The organism is Snodgrassella sp. ESL0324, from assembly GCF_013344955.1.
GTDB lineage: Bacteria > Pseudomonadota > Gammaproteobacteria > Burkholderiales > Neisseriaceae > Snodgrassella > Snodgrassella alvi.
The window spans coordinates 1-20125 of sequence record NZ_JAAEDS010000007.1 but is presented as its reverse complement, the minus strand read 5'-3'; the positions used below and the strand labels follow the sequence as shown (position 1 = coordinate 20125).

Here is a 20125-nt window from a genome sequence, read left to right as displayed (position 1 = left end):
CACTCACAGAAGCCTGTCAGGATGAATGGAACCGCTATATTCAGCATGATTTTATCCGCCAGCTGGGTAAAGGAATATTAGATAAATCGTGTTTTCAGCATTATTTAAAACAGGATTATCTTTTTTTAATTCAGTTTGCGCGTGCATGGGGACTCGCGGTTTATAAAAGCTATGATGTATTTGAAATACGCAAGGCATTAGCAGGTCTCAAGGCTATTATGGATACTGAGCTGGAATTACATATACAATATTGTAAGGAATGGGGTATCAGTGAACAGGAGCTTAGTACTCTGCCTGAAGCCAAAGCAAATATTGCATATTCACGCTATATACTTGATGCCGGACAACAAGGGGAATTACTGGATTTACATGTTGCACTGGCACCATGCTTAATCGGATATGGAATTATTGCCTGCTGGCTTAAAGATCAGCCATGGTATCAAACAATTAATAACCCTTATCAAAGCTGGGTAGAAATGTACGCAAATGATGAATTTCAGATTGCCATGCAGGAAGAAATTGACTGGATTAATCAGCGTTTAGCCGATATTGATTCACAGCGCTTTCAGCAACTGAGCAAAATTTTTACTAAAGCGACACAATTAGAAGCTGATTTCTGGCAAATGGGGCTGGATAAAAGCTACTAAATATTTTATATACATGACTTTCCCGTCAGGATAACTGATGGGAAAGTTTAATAATATTCATATAGAATATTATTTCTATTAAAAATAAATTTAAATTTTAAAACAACACTAGAAATTATATGATTGATTATTCTCTATAAAAAACTGTTTATTTAAAACTCTGCTTCAACATTTATATTAATCAGATTTTCAATTAATCAAAACGCGGTACATCTGAAATTGAAATTTTCTGCTTTGTAATATTCCAGACGAAATTAATCAATAATGGGGCGGAATTTCATTAGCCGGATTAAATGGTTCGTTACCATTTTCTATCTTGTCTGGCAGGCGCTGGTAAAGCAGACGCAGTTGTGCCTGCTGTAAATCCAGAGTTTGTTGAATTCGTGCTATGGTATCACTCAGGCTCTGGATAGTTTCCGCCTGTAGTGCACTTTCAATTTCCAGCTCTACGATTCGGTGTTGTAATGCTTCCAGGATTTCAGGCATATTATTGTCCATTGTTTGATTATTTAATCTTTACCGACAAAGATAATCTGATTTTGATTATTTGTAATAAAAAAACCTGAGCAATAAACTGCTCAGGTTTTTCAAACCAGTAAGAAATAATTATTTCAGTTTGGTTTCTTTGTACAGTACATGTTTACGCACTACCGGATCAAATTTTTTGATTTCAAATTTACCAGACATGGTGCGTTTATTTTTGGTAGTGGTGTAGAAATGACCAGTACCAGCAGAAGATTCCAGTTTAATTTTGTCGCGCATTGCTCTATCCTTAAATCACAATATGATTAAGCTTCACCGCGAGCGCGCAGGTCGGCCAATACTACATCAATACCTACCTTGTCGATTGTACGCAAGGCGGCGTTAGAAACGCGCAGGCGTACCCAACGGTTTTCACTTTCAACCCAGAAACGACGTGATTGCAGATTAGGCAAGAAACGGCGTTTGGTTTTATTGTTGGCGTGTGACACGTTGTTGCCACTCATCGGGCGCTTACCGGTCACTTTACATACACGTGCCATGGTTAACTCCAAACTTCTAATAATTTTGTAAAACGCGATTTATACCATGAAAAGCGGAATCTATTCAAGGGTTAAATCATTTTGTATGACATGAACAGCCGAAAATGTTGCTGTTGAATCAGGCAAACTGCAGTAAGTACAGATTTGATACAGGCTGATTACCGGTTCAGGTTACTGCCTGTACTGTATTTTCAGTAAGCTGCTTATGCCGTCAGACGGATGGCAGAGTAATACTGCCATCCGGATTTCAGACAATTACCGCACTGTGGTTGTGGTAGTAGTTGTCGTGGTAACGCTAGTGTTTTCTGCAGGTGTGACTGTTTGCTGATTCAGGCCGCCACCCAGTGCTTTATAAAGATCGGCACGGTTTTCCAGCAGAGTCTGCTGTGTATTGAGTAGTGCCTGCTGTGCAGCATAACTGTCACGTTCTGCATCCAGCTGTTCCAGTGAGCTGGCTATGCCGTGTTTATACCGTAACTGTGTGAGCTTGTAGCGATTAGTTTGTGCCTGTTCACCACGTGATTTAGCCTCATACTGCTTTTTAAGGGAATCACGTGCCACCAGTGCATCGGCCACATCACGGAAAGCAGCCTGTACAGTTTGCTCATACTGGGCTACAGCAATGTTTTTACGCGCTGTTGCCAGATCCAGATTACCTTTGTTTTGCCCCCATGTGAAAATCGGCAGGGTAATCTGTGGCGTAAAGCTCCATGTACGGTTCGGACCATTGAACAGATGACCAATATCGTTGCTGCCGGAACCAATACTGCCGGTCAGGCTGATGCGCGGGAAAAATGCTGCCCGCGCCGCGCCGATGTTGGCATTAGCAGATTTAAGCGCAAACTCAGCTGCACGTACATCCGGCCGCTGATACAGGATGGTCGACGGCAAACCGGCCGGCAGCTCCGCATTCACAAACTGGCGGCTCAGTGGTGCTGCTGCCGGTAAATCGTCCGGCAATGGTTTACCCACGAGCAAAGTTAAGGCATTGTGCGCCTGTTCACGCGCCTGTTTAGCCGCAGCATAATCGGCACGGGCTGTTTCGATTTGTGCTTCTGCTACATCTACCTGTACCTGTGAAATCACACCGGACTTGAATTGCAGATCAGTCAGACGCTTGCTTTCTTCACGTGATTTTAATACACGGCTGGATAAATCCATTTGTGCCTGAGCAATACGCTCAGCAAAGTAGGCTTTGGCCACGCTGGCAATCAGGCTGATCTGGGTAGAATCGCGCACTTGCTTTTGCTGGAAATACTGATTCAGAGCTGCATCAGACAGGCTTTTAACCCGTCCGAATAAATCCAGCTCAAATGCGGTTACACCTAAACCGACATTATATGATTCTGCAATATAGCTGGTTTGCTGACCCGCAGCATCGCGCATAGCACTTAAGTCCTGCGCAACACGCGAACGTCCGCCATTACCTGTCGCACCTAATGCAGGCAGGCGGTCTGCGCGCTGAATAGCATACTGAGCCCGAACCGCTTCCACGTTTAATGCGGCCACACGCAAATCACGGTTATTAATTAAAGCCAGATTGATAATCTGTTTCAAACGCTCATCAGCGAAGTAGTCCTGCCAGCCGAGATTGGCGGCAGCCACTGAACCGGCATACCGGTCATTGGCTGCTGCACCTGGAAAGGTTTCTGCCAGCTCTACTTTCGGCTGATGATAGCGGGGTGCCATCGAACAGGCAGACACTACTCCGGCAACTAATACAGCCAGCAGAGTAGGTTTCACTATGTGTTTCATGCTTTATCCTCTTTGTCTGTCTGGTTGGCAGACTGCACACTGACACTGCCATCACTGTTTACTGTCATCGGCAGATTTTTTTCATTGTCAGGAGCACCGCCATTTTTGTCGTTCTTTTTCCTGCTGAACAGACTGCGTACGGTTGAATAGAATACAGGTACAAAGAACAGAGCCAGACAGGTACCCACTAACATTCCCCACAATACGCTGGTACCAATGGCTCGCTGACTCGCAGAAGAGGCACCACTGGCAAAGTACAGAGGCACTACACCCATAATGAACGCAATGGATGTCATCAGAATCGGACGGAAACGCAGGTGAGCGGCAGCCAGTGCAGCTTCAAGCGGACTTTTACCCTGCTCTTGCAGCTCCTTGGCAAACTCCACAATCAGAATAGCGTTTTTAGCACTCAGACCAATTACGGTAATTAATCCCACCTGAAAATAAACGTCGTTTTCCATACCGCGCATCCATGTACCCAGTACGACACCAAGCAGACCCAGCGGTACTACCAGCATTACGGATAATGGAATTGTCCAGCTTTCATACAGTGCGGCCAGACACAGGAATACAGCCAGCAGTGAGAACATATAGAGGATGGTAGACTGGTTACCCGCATCTTTTTCCTCTTTAGACAGACCTGTCCACTCATAGCCAAAACCATCCGGCAGCTTGCTGGCAATTTTTTCCATTTCATTCATGGCATCACCAGTACTGTACCCCGGAGCAGCATTACCGGTAATCGCCATAGCGGTATAGCCATTGTAGCGGACAGTTTGTGCCGGACCGGTAATCCAGTGTGTCTTCATGATGCCGGATAATGGTACTGGCTGTCCCTGTGCATTATTAACGGTAAGCTTGCCCAGGTCTTCAGGTGTCATACGGGAAGCCACATCTGCCTGTACAATTACCCGCTGCATACGCCCTTTATTCGGGAAGTCGTTAACGTAGTTGGAACCCAGAGCAGTACTTAATACAGTTGAAATATCACCGAATGACACGCCTTGTGCATTAGCAGCATCGCGGTCGATATCAATCTGCAATTGCGGTTCATCCTCCATGCCGTCCGGACGTACCTGTGTCAGCACTTTACTTTCACGCGCCATACCTAGCAGCTGATTACGCGCGGCCAGTAATGCCTCATGACCTTTACCGCCACGGTCTTGCAGCCGGAAGCTAAAGCCGGTACTGGTACCCAGTTCAGGAATGGATGGCGGTACCAGAGCAAAGATATAACCATCACGTACTGAACCCATCATAGCACCGGTAATGCGGTTAGCCAGTGAATTGGCACTGTGTTCTGCACCGCTACGTTCTGACCAGTCTTTCAGTACAAGGAAGCTCAGACCAACGTTCTGCCCCTGACCGGTCATACTGAAGCCCAGTACGGATACCATGTTTTTCACTTCAGGCTGATGAAGAGTGAATTCTTCCATCTTCTTGAAAGTATCCAGGGTACGATGCTGAGTCGCACCCGGCGGCAACTGAATCAAAGCAATGGAATAACCCTGATCTTCCTCCGGCAGGAATGAAGTCGGCAGACGTACCATTACTAACAACGCACAGGCTGTGATAGCAGCATAGATAATGAACATACGTACGCTGCGATGCAGTACATAAGCCACTTTGGATTCGTATTTTTTGGCACCGCTGGTAAATTTGCGGTTAAACCAGCCATAAAAACCCTTTTTCTCCGCTTCATGTTCGTTAACCGGTTTAAGCAAAGTAGCACACAAGGCTGGTGTCAGCGACAATGCCAGAAAAGCAGAGAAGAAAATGGCTACCGACATCACGATAGAGAACTGACGGTAAATATTACCAGTAGAACCGGAGAAGAACGCCATCGGGATAAATACGGTAATCAGTACCACTGTAATACCAACTACAGCGCCGGAAATCTGCCCCATAGCCTTTTCTGTAGCAGGCTTTGGCGGCAAATGTTCATCGGCCATGATACGTTCTACGTTTTCCACCACCACAATGGCATCATCGACCACAATACCGATTACCAGTACCATGGCAAACATGGTCAGTACGTTAATCGACAGACCGGCAAAGTACATGATGGTAAAAGCACCCAGCAAAGCAATCGGTACCACAATCGTCGGAATCAGGGTATAGCGAATGTTTTGCAGGAATACCAGCATAACAAGGAATACCAGTACAATTGCTTCTACCAGAGTATGTACCACTTTTTCAATGGAAATACTAACGAAGGTAGAGCTGTCATATGGTGCAGACCAGCTCATACCGGCAGGGAAATATTTTTGCAAATCGGCCAGCTTAGCCTTAACTGCATTGGCTGTAGCCAGTGCATTACCTTTAGTCGTCAGCTGAATACCTGCACCCACTACGTCTTTACCATTCAGACGGGCACCAGTAGAGTAATCCTGTTTACCCAGCTCTACACGGGCAACATCTTTCAGACGTACCAGTGAACCATCGGTATTGGCTTTAACAATAATATTTTCAAACTGTTCAACTGTTTTCAGTTGACCGGGCACAATGATAGTCGCTGTAGTCTGAATATTATCAGGTGAAGGCAAAGCACCCAGACTACCTGCAGAAATCTGCTGGTTCTGTGCAGCTACTGCGGCATTAACTGCTGCCGGTGTCAGATTAACACTGCGCAGTTTGTCTGAATCCAGCCAGATACGAATGGCGCGTTCAGAACCGAACACCATTACATTACCTACACCGTCAATACGCTGTAATTCCGGCTGAATGTTACGTGCCACATAGTCTGCCATATCTGCCGGGGTCAGATTAGGACTATCACTGGTATACATGGTTACCATCAGGAAGTTACTCCGTGATTTGGCAATCTGTACACCAGTTTGTTTTACCATTGCCGGCAAACGCGGTTCTGCTCGTGAAAGCGCATTCTGCACATTCATCTGTGCAATATCATCATCGGTACCCGGGTAGAAGGTCAGGGTTAATGTACCCGTACCGTTGGATAACGATTTTGCTTCCATGTAATCCAGATTTTCCAGACCGTTCATTTCACGTTCTATACGTGACAATACAGTATCTTCAATGGTCTGGGCATCAGCACCCGGATAGGAAATAGTCAGACTGATGGAAGGAGGAGCTACTGTCGGATACTGGGCAACAGGCAGCTTGGTAATACACACTATACCGGCAATGATGATGAATAGCGCCACCACCCATGCAAAAATCGGTCGGTTAATAAAAAATCGTGACATATTACAGATTCCTTACTGAGCCTGAGAGGCAGATGCCGCAGAAGCTTTAGGTGCAGATGCAGAAGCTGCCTTAGCCTGAGGCGCAGGCGCACCATTAGCAGGTGCAGGTTTCCACGGCTGAGTCTGTACTTTCTTCGCACCGGTTAACTGTACCAGTGCCAGACCATCCATTGCTACTTTATCGCCAGTACGCAGACCTCCGCTGATTACCCAGTTTGTGCCCTTTTGCTGTACTACGGTTACATTGCGCACAGCCAGACTGCCATCAGCATTAACCACCGTAACCGTATCACCACTGGCACCACGAGTTACTGCCTGCTGTGGCAAGACGATGGCATTCTGAATTTCAGCCTGCGGAATCTCTACACGTACAAACTGTCCGGGCAGCAACATATCATCATCATTCGGAATTTCGGCACGTACTTTAACTTCACCGGTACCTTCATCTACAGTCATATCTGTAAACAGTAAACGACCTTTTTGCGGATATTCACTACCGTCATCAAGCTTGATGGCCACTTCAACGGCACCATTGATGGTTTTCATCTTACCGGTAGCAATATCCTGACGGATCTTCATTGCCTGTGCGGCAGTCTGGGTCAGGTCAACATATAAAGTATGTGTTTGCTGAATCAGCGCCAGCTGAGTAACATCATTCTGGCCGACCAAAGCGCCTTCAGTTACCAGCGCCTTACCAATACGGCCTGAAATCGGAGCACGTACATAGGCATAACCAACGTTAATCTGTGCGCTTTTAATTGCAGCCTGTGCGCTGTCAATCTGTGCATGCGCCAGACGCTGTTGTGCGATTGCCTGATCAAATTCCTGTTTACTGATTGCGTTAGCTGCAACCAGCGGACGATAACGGACAATATCGGCATCAGCCTTCGCCGCATTAGCCTGTGCGGTTGCCAAACTGGCACGTGCCGATTGCAAAGAAGCTACATAAGGCGCATTGTCGATCTGAAACAGTGGTTGGCCTTCTTTAACATAAGTACCTTCTGTAAACAGACGTTTCAGCAAAATACCAGCTACACGGGCACGTACTTGTGACTCGCGAATCGGCTTCAGACGACCAGTCAGCTCGGTATCTACAGTCACCGTTTCCGGATGTACAGTCAGTACACTGACCATTGGTGCCTGTGGTGCTGGTGCTTTGTCGCCTTTGCCACATGCAGCTAATGCCAGCGCACTTGCCAGTACTATCGCACTGATGCGCCATTTATCTGCTTTTCGATTCGTTCCCATATTCACCTCAATATGTGCATATATACTTTAAAAATTAAATAACTTTTTACTATGCTGTGCTAAAAATATGACAAAAATAGCGCTGGTGCCAACACTTAGGGCTGCCGAAATCTAAATATCAGACAGCCAGCAATGCGACAACAGACGATTAAATAAGAATAACTTTACGCTGCGCATTATACATGCAACAATGTATGTATACCAGATGCAATAATTTAATACTTAAGTTATTTTAATCAAAAAATCTTGTGCTAATCTGAATTAAATACAGATTTGCCTAATTTAATTTACAGATAAACGGAAATTTATTATGCGCAAGACCAAAGAAGAAGCCCTGCAAACTAAAGAGGCTCTCATGGCTGCTGCACTGGATATCTTTTACCGGCGCGGTGTCAGCCGTGCTTCACTGCAAGAAATTGCCAGCGCAGCCGGCGTGACTCGCGGTGCTTTATACTGGCATTTTAAAAATAAGGAAGACTTATTCGATGCGTTATTCCAACAGGTTTTCAGTAAACTGAGCAGTCAATTGCAGCATGACATTGACACCAGTTCTCCTGACGCATTGAATAATCTGATGCAGGCGCTGAAACACATGTTTCAGCGTATGGCTAGTGATAATAATTATCGTAAATTCTGTCATATCCTGCATTTAAATTGTGAGCACACTGCTGACAACCATGCGATTGTGGCTTTGTTGCAAAAATACCAAAATTTATGGTGGCAAAACCTATGTGCTGTATTTCATATGTGCTGTCAGCAGCATATTTTGCCGGCAAATATCAATATCCAGCAGGCCGCCCTGTATTTTCAGGCTCTGTTTATGGGATTAACCAATTTATGGCTGACTGATCCGGATAATATAGATATTACCAGTATTGCCCCTAATTTTATTAATATTGCCCTCGAATCACTGCACCATAATCCGAATCTTCGCCAGTAAATCATCCATCCTGATTAGAATTGATACTTTACATAAATAAATAGCAGGCAATAATTGAGCTCATTGCCTGCCAGATTTCAATAGAAATAACAAATTAGAAATAACAAATTGTTAATCAGTCATCATCACGTACACGTAATAACATCACCGGAATATCAGACTGGCGTAAAACACCTTCAGCCACAGAGCCCATTAATATATGCATAAAACCACTGAAGCCGTGAGTACCCATCACCAGCAAATCAACATTATGTTCCGTCGCTTCCTGAATCAGCATATCAGCCACTTTATCACCGGCACTTTCCAGCACTTCAATTTCATACTGCATACCAGATTCTTCAAGTAGTTTTTCTGCCTGCTCTAAACCTTTTTTACCTGCTGCATTAACTGCTTTGCGTACTTCTTCAGAGGGCAGCGCTCCTACACCACCCCAGCTAAACTGTGCCAGATCCACAACATTGACTACCCGTAGAACCGCATTACATAATTTAGCCAGCATGATTGCTTCCTGCAAGGCTCGCATAGCAGCTGCACTTTCATCTACCGGTACCATAATTTTGTGATACATCGTTATTCTCCCTGCCCGACAAACCATAACTGCGTTTGTTAATAAACTGAAAAACAACAATACAACCTAAGAAATACTGGCAAAGCTTAGCACAAATTTGCCTGATACAAACATCAGCCGGCTACAGAATGCCTCAAAAACTGCTACCATCTAGCCTCAATCCAGTAAGGAAAACCCATGAGCCGTATTCATATCGAACCACCCGAACACTGGCTGTTTCATACCACAATCAAGGTATATATCGGTGACATTAATTATGGCAATCATCTGGCCAATGATGCCGTATTACGCCTGTGCCATGAAGCACGGCTGCGCCTGCTGGCCTCGTTCGGCTTTAGTGAAATGGATATTGGTGGTACCGGTTTGATTATGCTTGATGCAGCTCTGCAATTTCAGGGACAAAGCTTCTATGGTGATGAATTAAACTTTGATTTGGGTATATCTGATCTGAGCAACACCGGTTTCAGTATTTTGTACCGTATAACCCGTGTCAACGATGGTGCTGCTATTGCCATGGTAAAAACCGGTATGGCTTTTTTTAATTATGAACGCCAGCGTATCAGTCGCACACCTGAAGCTTTTCGTCATCTCCTTGCACAGAGTAATTAAATGCAGACTACTTCACCCCCCAACTGGATACTCTGGAATGAATTTTTTCAGCACTTACAGCAGCGTGGTCTGTCTGCCTTAACCTGCACTGCCTACACTCGTGACCTGATTCAGCTCATCCGGCTTCTACCCGATAACCTTACTGCTGAAAGCATTACACGGTTGCATCTGGTCGGTGCATTGAAAAAACTTAGCGGGATGGGTGATAAGCCTGCCTCACTGGCTCGTAAGCTTAGTACGTGGCGAGCCTATTTTAATTTCCTGCAACGTCAGGGAAAAATTGAAACTAATCCAACTAACAACATTAAAGCTCCTAAAGCGGGGGCACGTCTGCCTAAAGCCGTTCCGGCAGAAAAACTAAACCACACATTTGACCAGCCCACAGCCGAAGATACTCTATCACTGCGCGATCAGGCTATTTTCGAATTGCTGTACGGCAGTGGTTTACGCCTGAGCGAACTCGTGCAACTGGATTTGCATCACCTAATGCTGAATGAAAACTGGGTTCATGTTAGTGGTAAAGGGAACAAACAGCGTCAGGTTCCTTTGGGTCAGAAAAGTATTGATGCTTTACGGCGCTACCTGCCCTGCCGTTATGCCATTGCGGGAGAAAATGCCGTTTTTACCAGTCAGCGCGGCACACGTCTGAGTGCGCGTCAAATTCAAAACCGTTTAAATGTCTGGTCAATTACACATGGCAGCGACCGCCATTTATCACCACATATGCTGCGGCATAGTTTTGCCAGCCATGTTTTACAAAATGCTCATGACATTCGCGCCGTACAGGAACTGCTTGGGCATAAATCCATCAGCACTACCCAGCAATACACTAAGCTGGATTTCAATCATCTGGCACAAATTTATGACAGTACTCATCCGCGTGCCAAACGTCGTAACAAATAGCCGTTTTAACTCTGAATCTGTTTATGCTTAATCAAACACAATCCATGATTGCCAGTATTGTTTTGCTTAATCTTCTGGGACAGCTATCTCCGGGGCCGGATATGCTTCTCATCAGCAAAACTGCACTGAATTATTCACGCTGGGCTGCATTTTGCGTAGCACTTGGCATTACTACAGGCGTGGCTTTCTGGTTATTACTGACTATTGAAGGTTATAGCGCCTTATTGCAGCAGCTGCCCTGGTTACAGAATATCCTGATGCTGGCTGGCGGTTCATACTTAATCTATTGCGGCTACCAGATGCTACGTACAGTTATACCCCAGAATAATTCCATTACTGCACCAATACAGGAAAAGCATTTTTTCTGGAAAGGTCTGATTACCAATCTGTCCAATCCGAAAATCATTTTTTATCTGGGCAGCGTTATGTCCATGGCTATGGCTAATGTACATAAACCCACATTAAAATATGAGATTATGCTTATTTTACTGGTACAGGTTTTACTGACTTTATGCTTAATGATATGGCTGTTTTCCTTACCCATAATTAAACGCAACTATTTACACTGGAGTCTGGCTATCGACCGCATTGGCGGCTGTGCATTCATCTGCTTTGGCTGCTGGTTATATATTCAGATTATCACTAGTCAGCTTTATCATTAACTGATAAATAAAAAGGACAGATAAATCATCTGTCCTAATTTTTTACTGCCAAAATTTATTTTACACAGTGCACAATAATTCTACTGGCTAAATCCATCATGATAAAATGCCGCCAGCAGTACCATAGTTACCCGATGTGTAATCACCAATTTCCGCACAAATTCATTTTCTGGCGCAGTGCTGACATCTCCGTAATTGAGTACCCTAAAATATATTCCCTGAGGCACATAAACCTCAAAACGTGAATAATGCAAACCAGCTAGCATAAAATTGCATTTTTGCTGAAAAAAGCAGCCTAACTTTTCATAATGTGAAGCATCTGCCAGATAAACAGCAATAGCATATAGTATAGGCGTATGGATACCAAATACATCAAACTGATGAACCTTGCGAAACGCTGTCATCAATACAGCAGCTGCTACACAATAGCCTATTTTCCAGCCAGTTGCATGTAACAACTTAGCAAACAACCGATAACCAAAGTTCGTTTACGTAATAACGGGTGATTTAACAATATCTGCGGGCGGGGTAATACACAAAGGCATTATTACCGGTGCTCATCTCTGCCAACGCATTCTTATATAATCATTTATCCTGCTCAATTGAACGTAATTGATTGGCTCCTTCGAGCACTTTTCCATATGATGATTTATCTTCAATAAGAATTTATTTGAATTGTTAGCCTCATAAGTAAAAATGAGACTGTATTTATTTTTTTATTCTAAATAAAGAGACATATGAATAAACAAACATAATAGAGAGTACACTAAAAGTAATACCCCATAATTTTTGATAGGTAGAAATATTCTCTAAAGGCGAAATCTTTGCTTCTAATAACATTAAAGAACATGCTGACCCAATAATAATTCCTCCATTTTGAAAAAGCCTTAATAAGCCTCCAATCGTTGATTGTTTATCTTTTTTTTGATCCATCGCTATCTGAATTAATGAACCTTGAAACAGTCCGCCACCTAAACCATAGCACAAAGCAGCTATAACATAATTAAAAATTGAAATATTAAAACTCACAAAGAAAAGCAAGGCAAAAGCAAATAGCATAAGCGGTAAAGCATAAATTAGTATAATTTTATTACAACTTGAATTTATTACTTTTCTGCCAAACACACTTAAAATAACGCCAATAGGTGCGGCAGTACAGATTAATCCTATATAATCGATTGGATAACCAGCTTCTCTAATAAACAAGAGAGGTGACGCTGAAAAAATGATGCCTGCTGTCAACCCAAATATCAAACTGCCAATTGAAATGTATCTAATTGACGAGATTAATAATAATTTGACAGGAAAAAAAGGATTGGAGCATTTTGACTCTATCCTCAAAAAAATAAAAAAAATGATTAAAGTAGAAATACCAATAAAATTTTTTTCAATCAATAACAGATTTAAATTATCAGAATAAATAAGAGAAACACAAGCCACTAACATCATAAAAAAAAGTATCATTCCTTTTAAATCAAAAGTCTCTCTTTTTAGTGTGTTTACTGCTTTAGTTATTTTTAAACTAAAAAAACATCCCACAATACACAATGGAACATTAATTAGAAACAAAAATTGCCATCCCCATAATTTTAAAATAACACCGCCGAAAGAAGGCCCTAAAATTGGTCCTAAACTTATCGCCAACATTATGAAAGAATTTAACCTTATTTTCTGTTTACATGATTGTAAACCAGCCAGCCCCAAGCAATTTGCCTGCAATAGCGCGGCACCAATTCCTTGTCCGCATCTTGCTATAATAAGCTGATTGGCAGACTCAGAAAAACCAGCTATCAATGAGGTTAGACCAAAAAGCACGAAACCTGCTATTAACGCTATTTTTTGCCCCCAAAAGTCACCAAGCCAACCGCCAGGAACAAGAAAAATAATTAAAAATAATAAATATAAAGTAACAGATAATCCGATATACTTCAAAGAAACACCAAAGTCGATGGAAAACGTATTCAGTGCTAAGTTTATAATACCGGTATCCAGTGTTGATAAGAATAATCCTAAACAACATGTAATATAAATAGAATATATTGGTTTAGAACTATCTACTACTTTAGTCATTTATAGTCCCCGTCTTAATTTGATTACACCATTAGCTAATTGCCTGCAGAAGAAAGTAATTTCACCCTCAACCAACCATCAAAAGTTGCAATAATAAAATATCCATTTTTCATATTTGCTCAAATATTTTCTCTCTTGTTTTTATTGGTGAAAATATCTGATTAATTTATTTACTTTTCAGGAATAATGTTTAAAAAGAAATTTAAACAAATTAGCTAAAAAGCGTATATTAATTCGCTGTGCTTAATTAATTTCAAATTGAATAATAATAAAAAATCATAGATTTTTCATGGAGACTCTAAAGAGTGAATAAATTATATTGTAAGGATTTAATACGATTTTCAGACGCAATGTCTGATTTCAGTAGAGTTATAATTATCACTGAATTAATGAATGGCAGAGCTCTTTCAGCCTCATGGTTAGCAAATCGACTGAATCTGTCGCCACAGGCTACGCGTTTTCATTTAAAAAAACTAGAAGATATTGATCTTATCCATCACAGGGCGTGTGGTAAACACCATTACTATGAAATAAAAAATCAAGATACCGCAATGTTTATTGAATCAACTTTTAATATTATTCCCCCGAAAGAGTGTTTATTTTTATCCAATACTAACACTAAAGAAAAATTTAAAGAGGCAAGAACATGTTATAAACATCTAGCCGGTTCATGGTCTGTTGCACTTACGCAGTCATTTATTAATAATGAATTTATTGTTATACAAGATAATTTTTTTATAGTTACTGAACATGGTAAAAATTTTTTTAAAGGACATAAGCTATTACTCAACGCTTCTAATACAGCTAGTGTTGGAAAGCGCTGTATAGATTTTACTGAGCATAGGGATCATATTGGTGGTCCATTAGGGACTTTATTGCTTCAATCAATGCTACAACAAGAATGGTTTAAACAAAATGATAATAATCGTGAATTGACAATTACGCCAAAAGGTAGAAAAAACTTAAATGTATTATTAATTGATAAATAGGGATTTACAATAAAAATTAACTTTTTGATGATAAAATAATTATATATGTTTAGCATAATGTCAATTCTGGATTAACTGATTCTAAGCAATTTTTAGATCAAATAAGAGCTTAAGCAGATCATGCTTTAATTGAAAATGATTGCTATCATATCCAGATAAATCAACAATTAGAAGGGGGGCTTTAATTATTATGAAAAAAACATTATTTATATTTTTCTGCTTAATATTTTTTTCTTTCCACACGGCTTTAGCAGGACAAAATAATTTAATACTATTCGAGAAAAAAACAAAAATTATTTTTGACAAAGATATAGTTATATTAGTCACTCCCAGTGAAAATACAATTAATAAGTTAAAAACTAGTATGGGTGATGATTTCTATATTATGGCCGATGACGCTAATTATTACTCCTTCTTAGTTTTTAATTACCTTAAATCTATTAATAAACCATATTTAATAAAGAACGATGAAGCTATTTTTTATTTTCAAAAAAATGACGTACTACACAAAATACAAAATAATAATTCCCATCTCCATTGGTGGGCATTGTTATATAAGCATAACGAAGGAAAATACAAAATTGTAGCTTTAATTGATTTTGAAGATGAATATAAAAAATTCATATCAGATGGAGATACTTATTCAAAAGATGAATGGATTTTTAATAGTAAAGTTAGCGATATACAAAAATACTTTTTGAGGTTCTGCATCAGACTCATTTTACTAATCTAAAGAGTTCTACATATACTACGTTTACCATTTAACAGTAAGTACTGTCGCAAACTTGATTTATATATTTTATTTGATAGCAAATTAATAGATGTTTTTTATATAACACCATCACAAATTTCAGTTCCTCTTGATGGTAATTTAAAATTTAGATTCAACATGATTTAAACCAGAAATAGAATACCATATAAAAAATATTTAATATATTAACAATATATCAGATTCTAACAACAAAAATACTACCCAACTTTACCAAATAAGACTAAACTAAAAAATAATAAACCCATATGAACCGCATCATGAGAAAAAATATTTTAGCTTTATGTCTTAGCCTTGGTCTGGCTACCTCAGCCATGGCGGAACAAACCCACTGGGGTTATCAAGGTGATAACGCACCGGAAAACTGGGGTAACCTGCCTGATGCACAAACTTGTGCATCAGGCAAAACTCAATCCCCTATTGATATTTTTGACAGCAAAAACAATAAGCAATTACCGGCACTGAAATTTAATTATCAACATGCCGATATTAAGCAAATTATTGATAATGGTCATTCACTCCAGTTTAACTTTGATGCAAACAGCACATTTAGCTACGAAAACAAAACATACAAACTGGTTCAGTTTCATGCTCATGAACCGGCTGAGCACACGATTAATGGTGTCCGCTATCCGCTGGAATTACATTTTGTTCATCAGGCTGCTGATCACAGTAATCTTGTCATTGCCGTATTTGTGCAGGAAGGTAAAGAAAATTCCTACTTTGAAAAATTATCCGTATTTAAACAACTTGCCAAAAATAGCAGTGAAAATACCGATATATTATTCAACCCTGAACACATTTATCCGAAAAATCACAGCTACTATCGCTATACCGGTTCTCTGACTACTCCGCCATGCAGTGAACCGGTAACGTGGATATTATTCCGCCAGCCGATTACCTTATCCAAGGATGAAATCGAAGAAATTTCTCATTATCTGCCGAAAAATAACAACCGGCCGGTTCAACCACTCAATAACCGCATTATTGAAAACAACTAAGCCAGAATTGTTCAATAAAAGGTCAGAAGAGCATCAGCAAAGTCTGGCCTTTTATTAAACCTGACAGCCTATGTGTTTTTTAATCCTGCATTTATAAAACAAAATTACATCAGCTAAACTTAAGCAATACTGGAAAAACTATTATCCATGTATGCTTAATGTTATTCTCAGTTTTATAAGCTTCAAACTCTTCACTTGTCTTTTCTCAGTTCACCTCAGCCAGTCAGCTCATTTTCAATTTTTTTCAGCATTACCAGTTATTCTGATTACAACATTTTTATATTTTTACAACTGAATTATCCACAGATTAAGTTCGAATACTTCACAAGTTCATATCTAACTGAAAAATAATCTGAATTTTAATTATATCTAGATGAATTCATATCCTATATTTTTGGATTTGCCTAATTTTAGACTCCACTATCCAAGTACAAATAAGCATCTGAGAAGTGAAAAAATGATATGCTACTTATATTCAAAACAATATCCAGAAATTTATCTTTTCAACCCGTCTACACTAAGGAAAAATAATGCACATCTCTATTATTCTATATCCTGATTTCGAAACCCTTGATGTTTTCGGACCTGTAGAAATATTTGGAAAAGTTCCAGACTGGAAAATGCAGTTTTATTCCCGTGATGGTGGCTTAATAAGCAATCGAGATGGTGTACAGATTGCTACCGAAAGTTTTAACACGATGCCGCAGTCCGAAATCGATACGCTTTTCATTCCTGGTGGAACAGGAGCCAGAACACTTATCCTCGAATCCGACTATATCAACCAGCTAAAGCAACTGGCACAAAAAAGCCGGTATGTATTAACAGTATGTACGGGTAGTGCCCTACTGGCTAAATCAGGATTACTTGATGGAAAACGAGCAACATCCAATAAACTCTCTTTCGAATGGGTAAAAACCTCATCGTTACAAACTCAATGGATAGAAAAAGCCAGATGGGTTACAGATGGGAAATACTACACATCTTCAGGTATTAGTGCAGGTATGGATATGGCTTTAGCCTTTGTACAAGACAGGGCCGGAGAAACCGTTGCCCGACAAATCGCAACCAGAATCGAATATCGCTGGCAGCAAGACAGCCAGCAAGATGAATTCTGTCTGAAATAAAATTTTATTGTTATAAAAATTAACCCGGGAAAAATTATGCTTTTAGATGAGCAACAAAAAATAGGACTGTTTTTTGTAGTATTGTATTCTGTCTTTTTTATTATATTTATGGAAATACACTTAATGTCCGGTGTTATTTCCGGCTTACTCACCTATACCCTGACACAGAAGCTTGAAGATTTTCTGGCCAAAAAAATGCATCGCTGGGGCAATAAAGCCAAACTTTTTTCCGTATTATTACTTTCACTGCTCATCATGGCAATACTCATTAGCGGCTTTGGTTACCTGATTAGCTGGGTAATTAGCGTAGCCAAAGATCCGCAACAAACCCTTACTCATATTCAAAGCTTATTTAACAGCATTGCCAGCTCACTGCCCAAAGAACTAAATAAATATATTCCTGATAATCTGATTGAATTGCGAACCAATGCACTAAACTTTATCAAAGAACATGTTCTATATCTTCAGTCAGTAGTTAAGCAATTATTTCATTCATTACTAATCATCATCATTGGTATGATTATCGGTTTAATTGCCGGCTATCAGCAGAACAAACGCAATATCACTGAAACCCATTCCTCATCAACAATTTATATGCAGGCTCTCAAAGAGGGGTTAAATCGTCTGGTACTGGTATTTCAATATGTTGCCTTCTCACAAGTAGTGATATCCTTTTTTAATACCATTCTGACTGCTATTTTCCTGCTTATCATATTACCTTTATTCGGTATTCATCTGCCTTTCAGCAAAAGCCTGATACTGGCTACTTTCGTTCTTGGACTGATCCCCATTATTGGCAACCTCATAGTCAATACTATTATGTGTCTGGTTGCATTTACTATTTCCTTCTGGATGGCGGTAATTGTCCTGTTATATCTAATTATCATCCATAAAATCGAATATATACTCAATGCCAAAATAATTGGTAACAAAATCCACGCCGGCATTTGCGAACTGCTGATTGCGATGGTATTGTCTGAAAGCCTATTTGGCGTAATCGGATTGATTTTTGCGCCTATCTTTTATGCTTTCCTGAAACTGTCTTTAAAACAACTCAAAATCATTTAATCTGATTTCGTATATTAATAAAAAGGCCATGAACAATGGCCTTTGGGTATTTTAGCGTTTATACCGCTCCACATCCGGTAACAAAATTGTCAGTATTCCAAGTAATGGCAGGAAAGAACAAAATTTAAAAATAAGTTGTAAGCTGGTTTTATCGGCCACATATCCTAAAACTGCTGCTGCAATTCCACTCATCCCAAACATAAAACCAAAAAACAGACCGGCAATCATCCCCACGCGTCCGGGAATCAACTCCTGAGCATAAACCACAATTGCCGAAAAAGCAGAAGATATAATTAAACCAATCAAACAGCTTAACAGCGCCGTACCCCAGAGATTTGCATAAGGTAAGGCCAGAGTAAAAGGCGCAGCCCCTAAAATAGAGAACCAAATAACATATTTCCGACCAATACGGTCACCTACCGGACCTCCGACAAACGTACCAATTGCCACACAGGCCAGAAATAAAAATAGAAATAACACTGCAGATTGTTTAGTTAGAGCAAATTTTTCAATTAGATAAAAGCTATAATAATTACTCATACTGGCCATATAAAAAAATTTAGAAAAAATTAATACGGCAAGAATGAATAAGGCTAGAACGGTCTTACTTTTATCATAAGGTAAAGTACAATTTGATGTTGCCTTGTGTTTATTTGCAGCCAGATGACGAGCACTCCATGCACTGATGCGGCACAAAAGCAAAATAGCAATTACACCAATAACGATAAACCACAGAATATTACTTTGCCGGTTATATCTCAGCACAACCAAACTCACCAGTAGCGGCCCAAGTGATGAACCCAGATTACCGCCTACCTGAAATGCCGACTGAGCCAGACCAAACCGACCAGCAGAAGCATTACGTGCAACACGGGATGCCTCAGGATGGAAAGTAGATGATCCTACTCCCAGAAATGCTGCAGCCAGTAATAATAAATAGAATTGACTGACCAAACCCAGCATGCACAAGCCAAACGTCGTTGAAACCATACCTAGTGGTAATAAATAAGGTTTCGGATGCTTATCTGTGTAATAACCGATTGCGGGCTGTAAAATTGAAGCTGTAAGCTGATATACCAGACTAATACAACCCACCTGAGCGAAACTTAAACGATATTTTTCTTCCAGTAAGGGATAAGTAGCTGTCAGCATCGACTGAATCAGGTCATTACACAGATGTGCGCCCGCTACCATTAAAATAACCGAAAGAAATAACTGATTAGATGAGAACTGACTATCTTGCTGATTCATTATTTTCAACCAAAGCGAATAAATAAATGATAATTTTGGTATGATATATTACTGAATAAGTGTTAATAATTGGCACATTTTTCTATCTAATACAATCCGGGATCTGATAACAATTTAATTTGTTATACTGTCTGCCACAAGCATTTACTCAGACCTAAACAGAGCAATGTCTGCGAATTCCGCAGTCAGAGCACATCCGCTCACTGAACCTGTCCAACGCCGCCGCCATCGTCCTCTACGAAGCGCTGCGTCAGCAGTCCTTCCCCTCTCTGGCCTAGATACAGTAACAG

General features: G+C 40.5%; 20 protein-coding genes. 10 read left to right on the top strand and 10 right to left on the bottom strand.

Annotation, left to right across the window (positions count from 1 at the left end; all coding sequences use genetic code 11):
* On the top strand, positions 1-647 hold a 647-nt coding region (gene tenA / locus GYY70_RS01415), incomplete at its 5' end, for a thiaminase II (protein ID WP_174831005.1).
* 258 nt (positions 648-905) lie between these two features.
* Here the strand turns inward: tenA and GYY70_RS01410 are convergent.
* The 6 genes from GYY70_RS01410 to GYY70_RS01385 form a co-directional block, all read right to left on the bottom strand.
* Positions 906-1133, bottom strand: coding sequence for a SlyX family protein (locus GYY70_RS01410; protein ID WP_174831004.1), 228 nt, complete (start codon positions 1131-1133; stop codon positions 906-908).
* A 120-nt stretch (positions 1134-1253) separates the two neighbouring features.
* Positions 1254-1409, bottom strand: coding sequence for a 50S ribosomal protein L33 (rpmG, locus tag GYY70_RS01405; protein WP_025329834.1), 156 nt, complete (start codon positions 1407-1409; stop codon positions 1254-1256).
* Between the two features lie 26 nt (positions 1410-1435).
* Positions 1436-1669, bottom strand: coding sequence for a 50S ribosomal protein L28 (gene rpmB / locus GYY70_RS01400; RefSeq protein WP_002216391.1), 234 nt, complete (start codon positions 1667-1669; stop codon positions 1436-1438).
* Positions 1670-1924: 255 nt separating this feature from the next.
* The gene (locus tag GYY70_RS01395) at positions 1925-3424 is read right to left on the bottom strand and encodes an efflux transporter outer membrane subunit (RefSeq protein ID WP_084562050.1); all 1500 of its coding nucleotides are present in this window, start codon (positions 3422-3424) and stop codon (positions 1925-1927) included.
* Positions 3421-6633: an efflux RND transporter permease subunit gene (locus GYY70_RS01390; protein WP_174831003.1), complete on the bottom strand. Its 3213-nt coding sequence runs from the start codon at positions 6631-6633 to the stop codon at positions 3421-3423. Before GYY70_RS01390 ends, GYY70_RS01395 begins: the two co-directional genes overlap by 4 nt.
* Before the next feature lie 12 nt (positions 6634-6645).
* A complete protein-coding gene (locus tag GYY70_RS01385; protein ID WP_174831002.1) occupies positions 6646-7881 on the bottom strand; it encodes an efflux RND transporter periplasmic adaptor subunit in 1236 nt (411 codons plus the stop codon).
* 310 nt (positions 7882-8191) lie between these two features.
* On the opposite strand from GYY70_RS01385, the gene GYY70_RS01380 reads away from it, so the two are divergent.
* On the top strand, positions 8192-8821 hold the full coding sequence (locus GYY70_RS01380) for a TetR family transcriptional regulator (RefSeq protein ID WP_025329830.1): 630 nt from the start codon (positions 8192-8194) through the stop codon (positions 8819-8821).
* A 115-nt stretch (positions 8822-8936) separates the two neighbouring features.
* Here the strand turns inward: GYY70_RS01380 and GYY70_RS01375 are convergent, their stop codons facing one another.
* The gene (locus GYY70_RS01375; RefSeq protein WP_025329829.1) at positions 8937-9389 is read right to left on the bottom strand and encodes a universal stress protein; all 453 of its coding nucleotides are present in this window, start codon (positions 9387-9389) and stop codon (positions 8937-8939) included.
* Positions 9390-9566: 177 nt separating this feature from the next.
* Between GYY70_RS01375 and GYY70_RS01370 the strand changes: the two genes are divergently transcribed.
* Genes GYY70_RS01370 through GYY70_RS01360 form a run of 3 tightly spaced genes read left to right on the top strand, consistent with a single transcriptional unit; the run spans position 9567 to position 11563 of the window.
* Complete coding sequence (locus GYY70_RS01370; RefSeq protein WP_025329828.1) at positions 9567-9998, top strand: thioesterase family protein; 432 nt, start codon at positions 9567-9569, stop codon at positions 9996-9998.
* A complete protein-coding gene (locus GYY70_RS01365) occupies positions 9999-10901 on the top strand; it encodes a tyrosine-type recombinase/integrase (RefSeq protein WP_174831001.1) in 903 nt (300 codons plus the stop codon).
* 23 nt (positions 10902-10924) lie between these two features.
* Positions 10925-11563, top strand: a complete 639-nt coding sequence (locus tag GYY70_RS01360) for a LysE family transporter (RefSeq protein WP_174831000.1) — start codon at positions 10925-10927, stop codon at positions 11561-11563.
* A gap of 80 nt (positions 11564-11643) precedes the next feature.
* Here the strand turns inward: GYY70_RS01360 and GYY70_RS01355 are convergent, their stop codons facing one another.
* Positions 11644-12021, bottom strand: coding sequence for a hypothetical protein (locus tag GYY70_RS01355; protein ID WP_174830999.1), 378 nt, complete (start codon positions 12019-12021; stop codon positions 11644-11646).
* Positions 12022-12271: 250 nt separating this feature from the next.
* Positions 12272-13633, bottom strand: coding sequence for an MFS transporter (locus GYY70_RS01350; RefSeq protein ID WP_174830998.1), 1362 nt, complete (start codon positions 13631-13633; stop codon positions 12272-12274).
* A 305-nt stretch (positions 13634-13938) separates the two neighbouring features.
* Between GYY70_RS01350 and GYY70_RS01345 the strand changes: the two genes are divergently transcribed.
* The 5 genes from GYY70_RS01345 (at position 13939) to GYY70_RS01325 (ending at position 18584) form a co-directional block, all read left to right on the top strand.
* Positions 13939-14622, top strand: a complete 684-nt coding sequence (locus GYY70_RS01345) for a winged helix-turn-helix domain-containing protein (RefSeq protein ID WP_144354446.1) — start codon at positions 13939-13941, stop codon at positions 14620-14622.
* Positions 14623-14812: 190 nt separating this feature from the next.
* Positions 14813-15355: a hypothetical protein gene (locus GYY70_RS01340; RefSeq protein ID WP_084562058.1), complete on the top strand. Its 543-nt coding sequence runs from the start codon at positions 14813-14815 to the stop codon at positions 15353-15355.
* 296 nt (positions 15356-15651) lie between these two features.
* Entirely contained in the window at positions 15652-16392 is a 741-nt protein-coding gene (locus GYY70_RS01335; RefSeq protein ID WP_037393121.1) for a carbonic anhydrase, read from the top strand.
* A 530-nt stretch (positions 16393-16922) separates the two neighbouring features.
* Positions 16923-17516 carry a DJ-1/PfpI family protein gene (locus tag GYY70_RS01330; protein WP_174830997.1) on the top strand — a complete coding sequence of 198 codons (594 nt, stop codon included), beginning with the start codon at positions 16923-16925 and terminating at the stop codon, positions 17514-17516.
* A 36-nt stretch (positions 17517-17552) separates the two neighbouring features.
* Positions 17553-18584 (top strand): AI-2E family transporter, encoded by a 1032-nt coding sequence (locus GYY70_RS01325; RefSeq protein ID WP_041879928.1) that lies wholly within the window; start codon positions 17553-17555, stop codon positions 18582-18584.
* 51 nt (positions 18585-18635) lie between these two features.
* Here GYY70_RS01325 and GYY70_RS01320 read toward each other — a convergent pair whose 3' ends face one another.
* Complete coding sequence (locus tag GYY70_RS01320; protein WP_174830996.1) at positions 18636-19835, bottom strand: MFS transporter; 1200 nt, start codon at positions 19833-19835, stop codon at positions 18636-18638.
* Between the last annotated feature and the right edge of the window lie 290 nt (positions 19836-20125).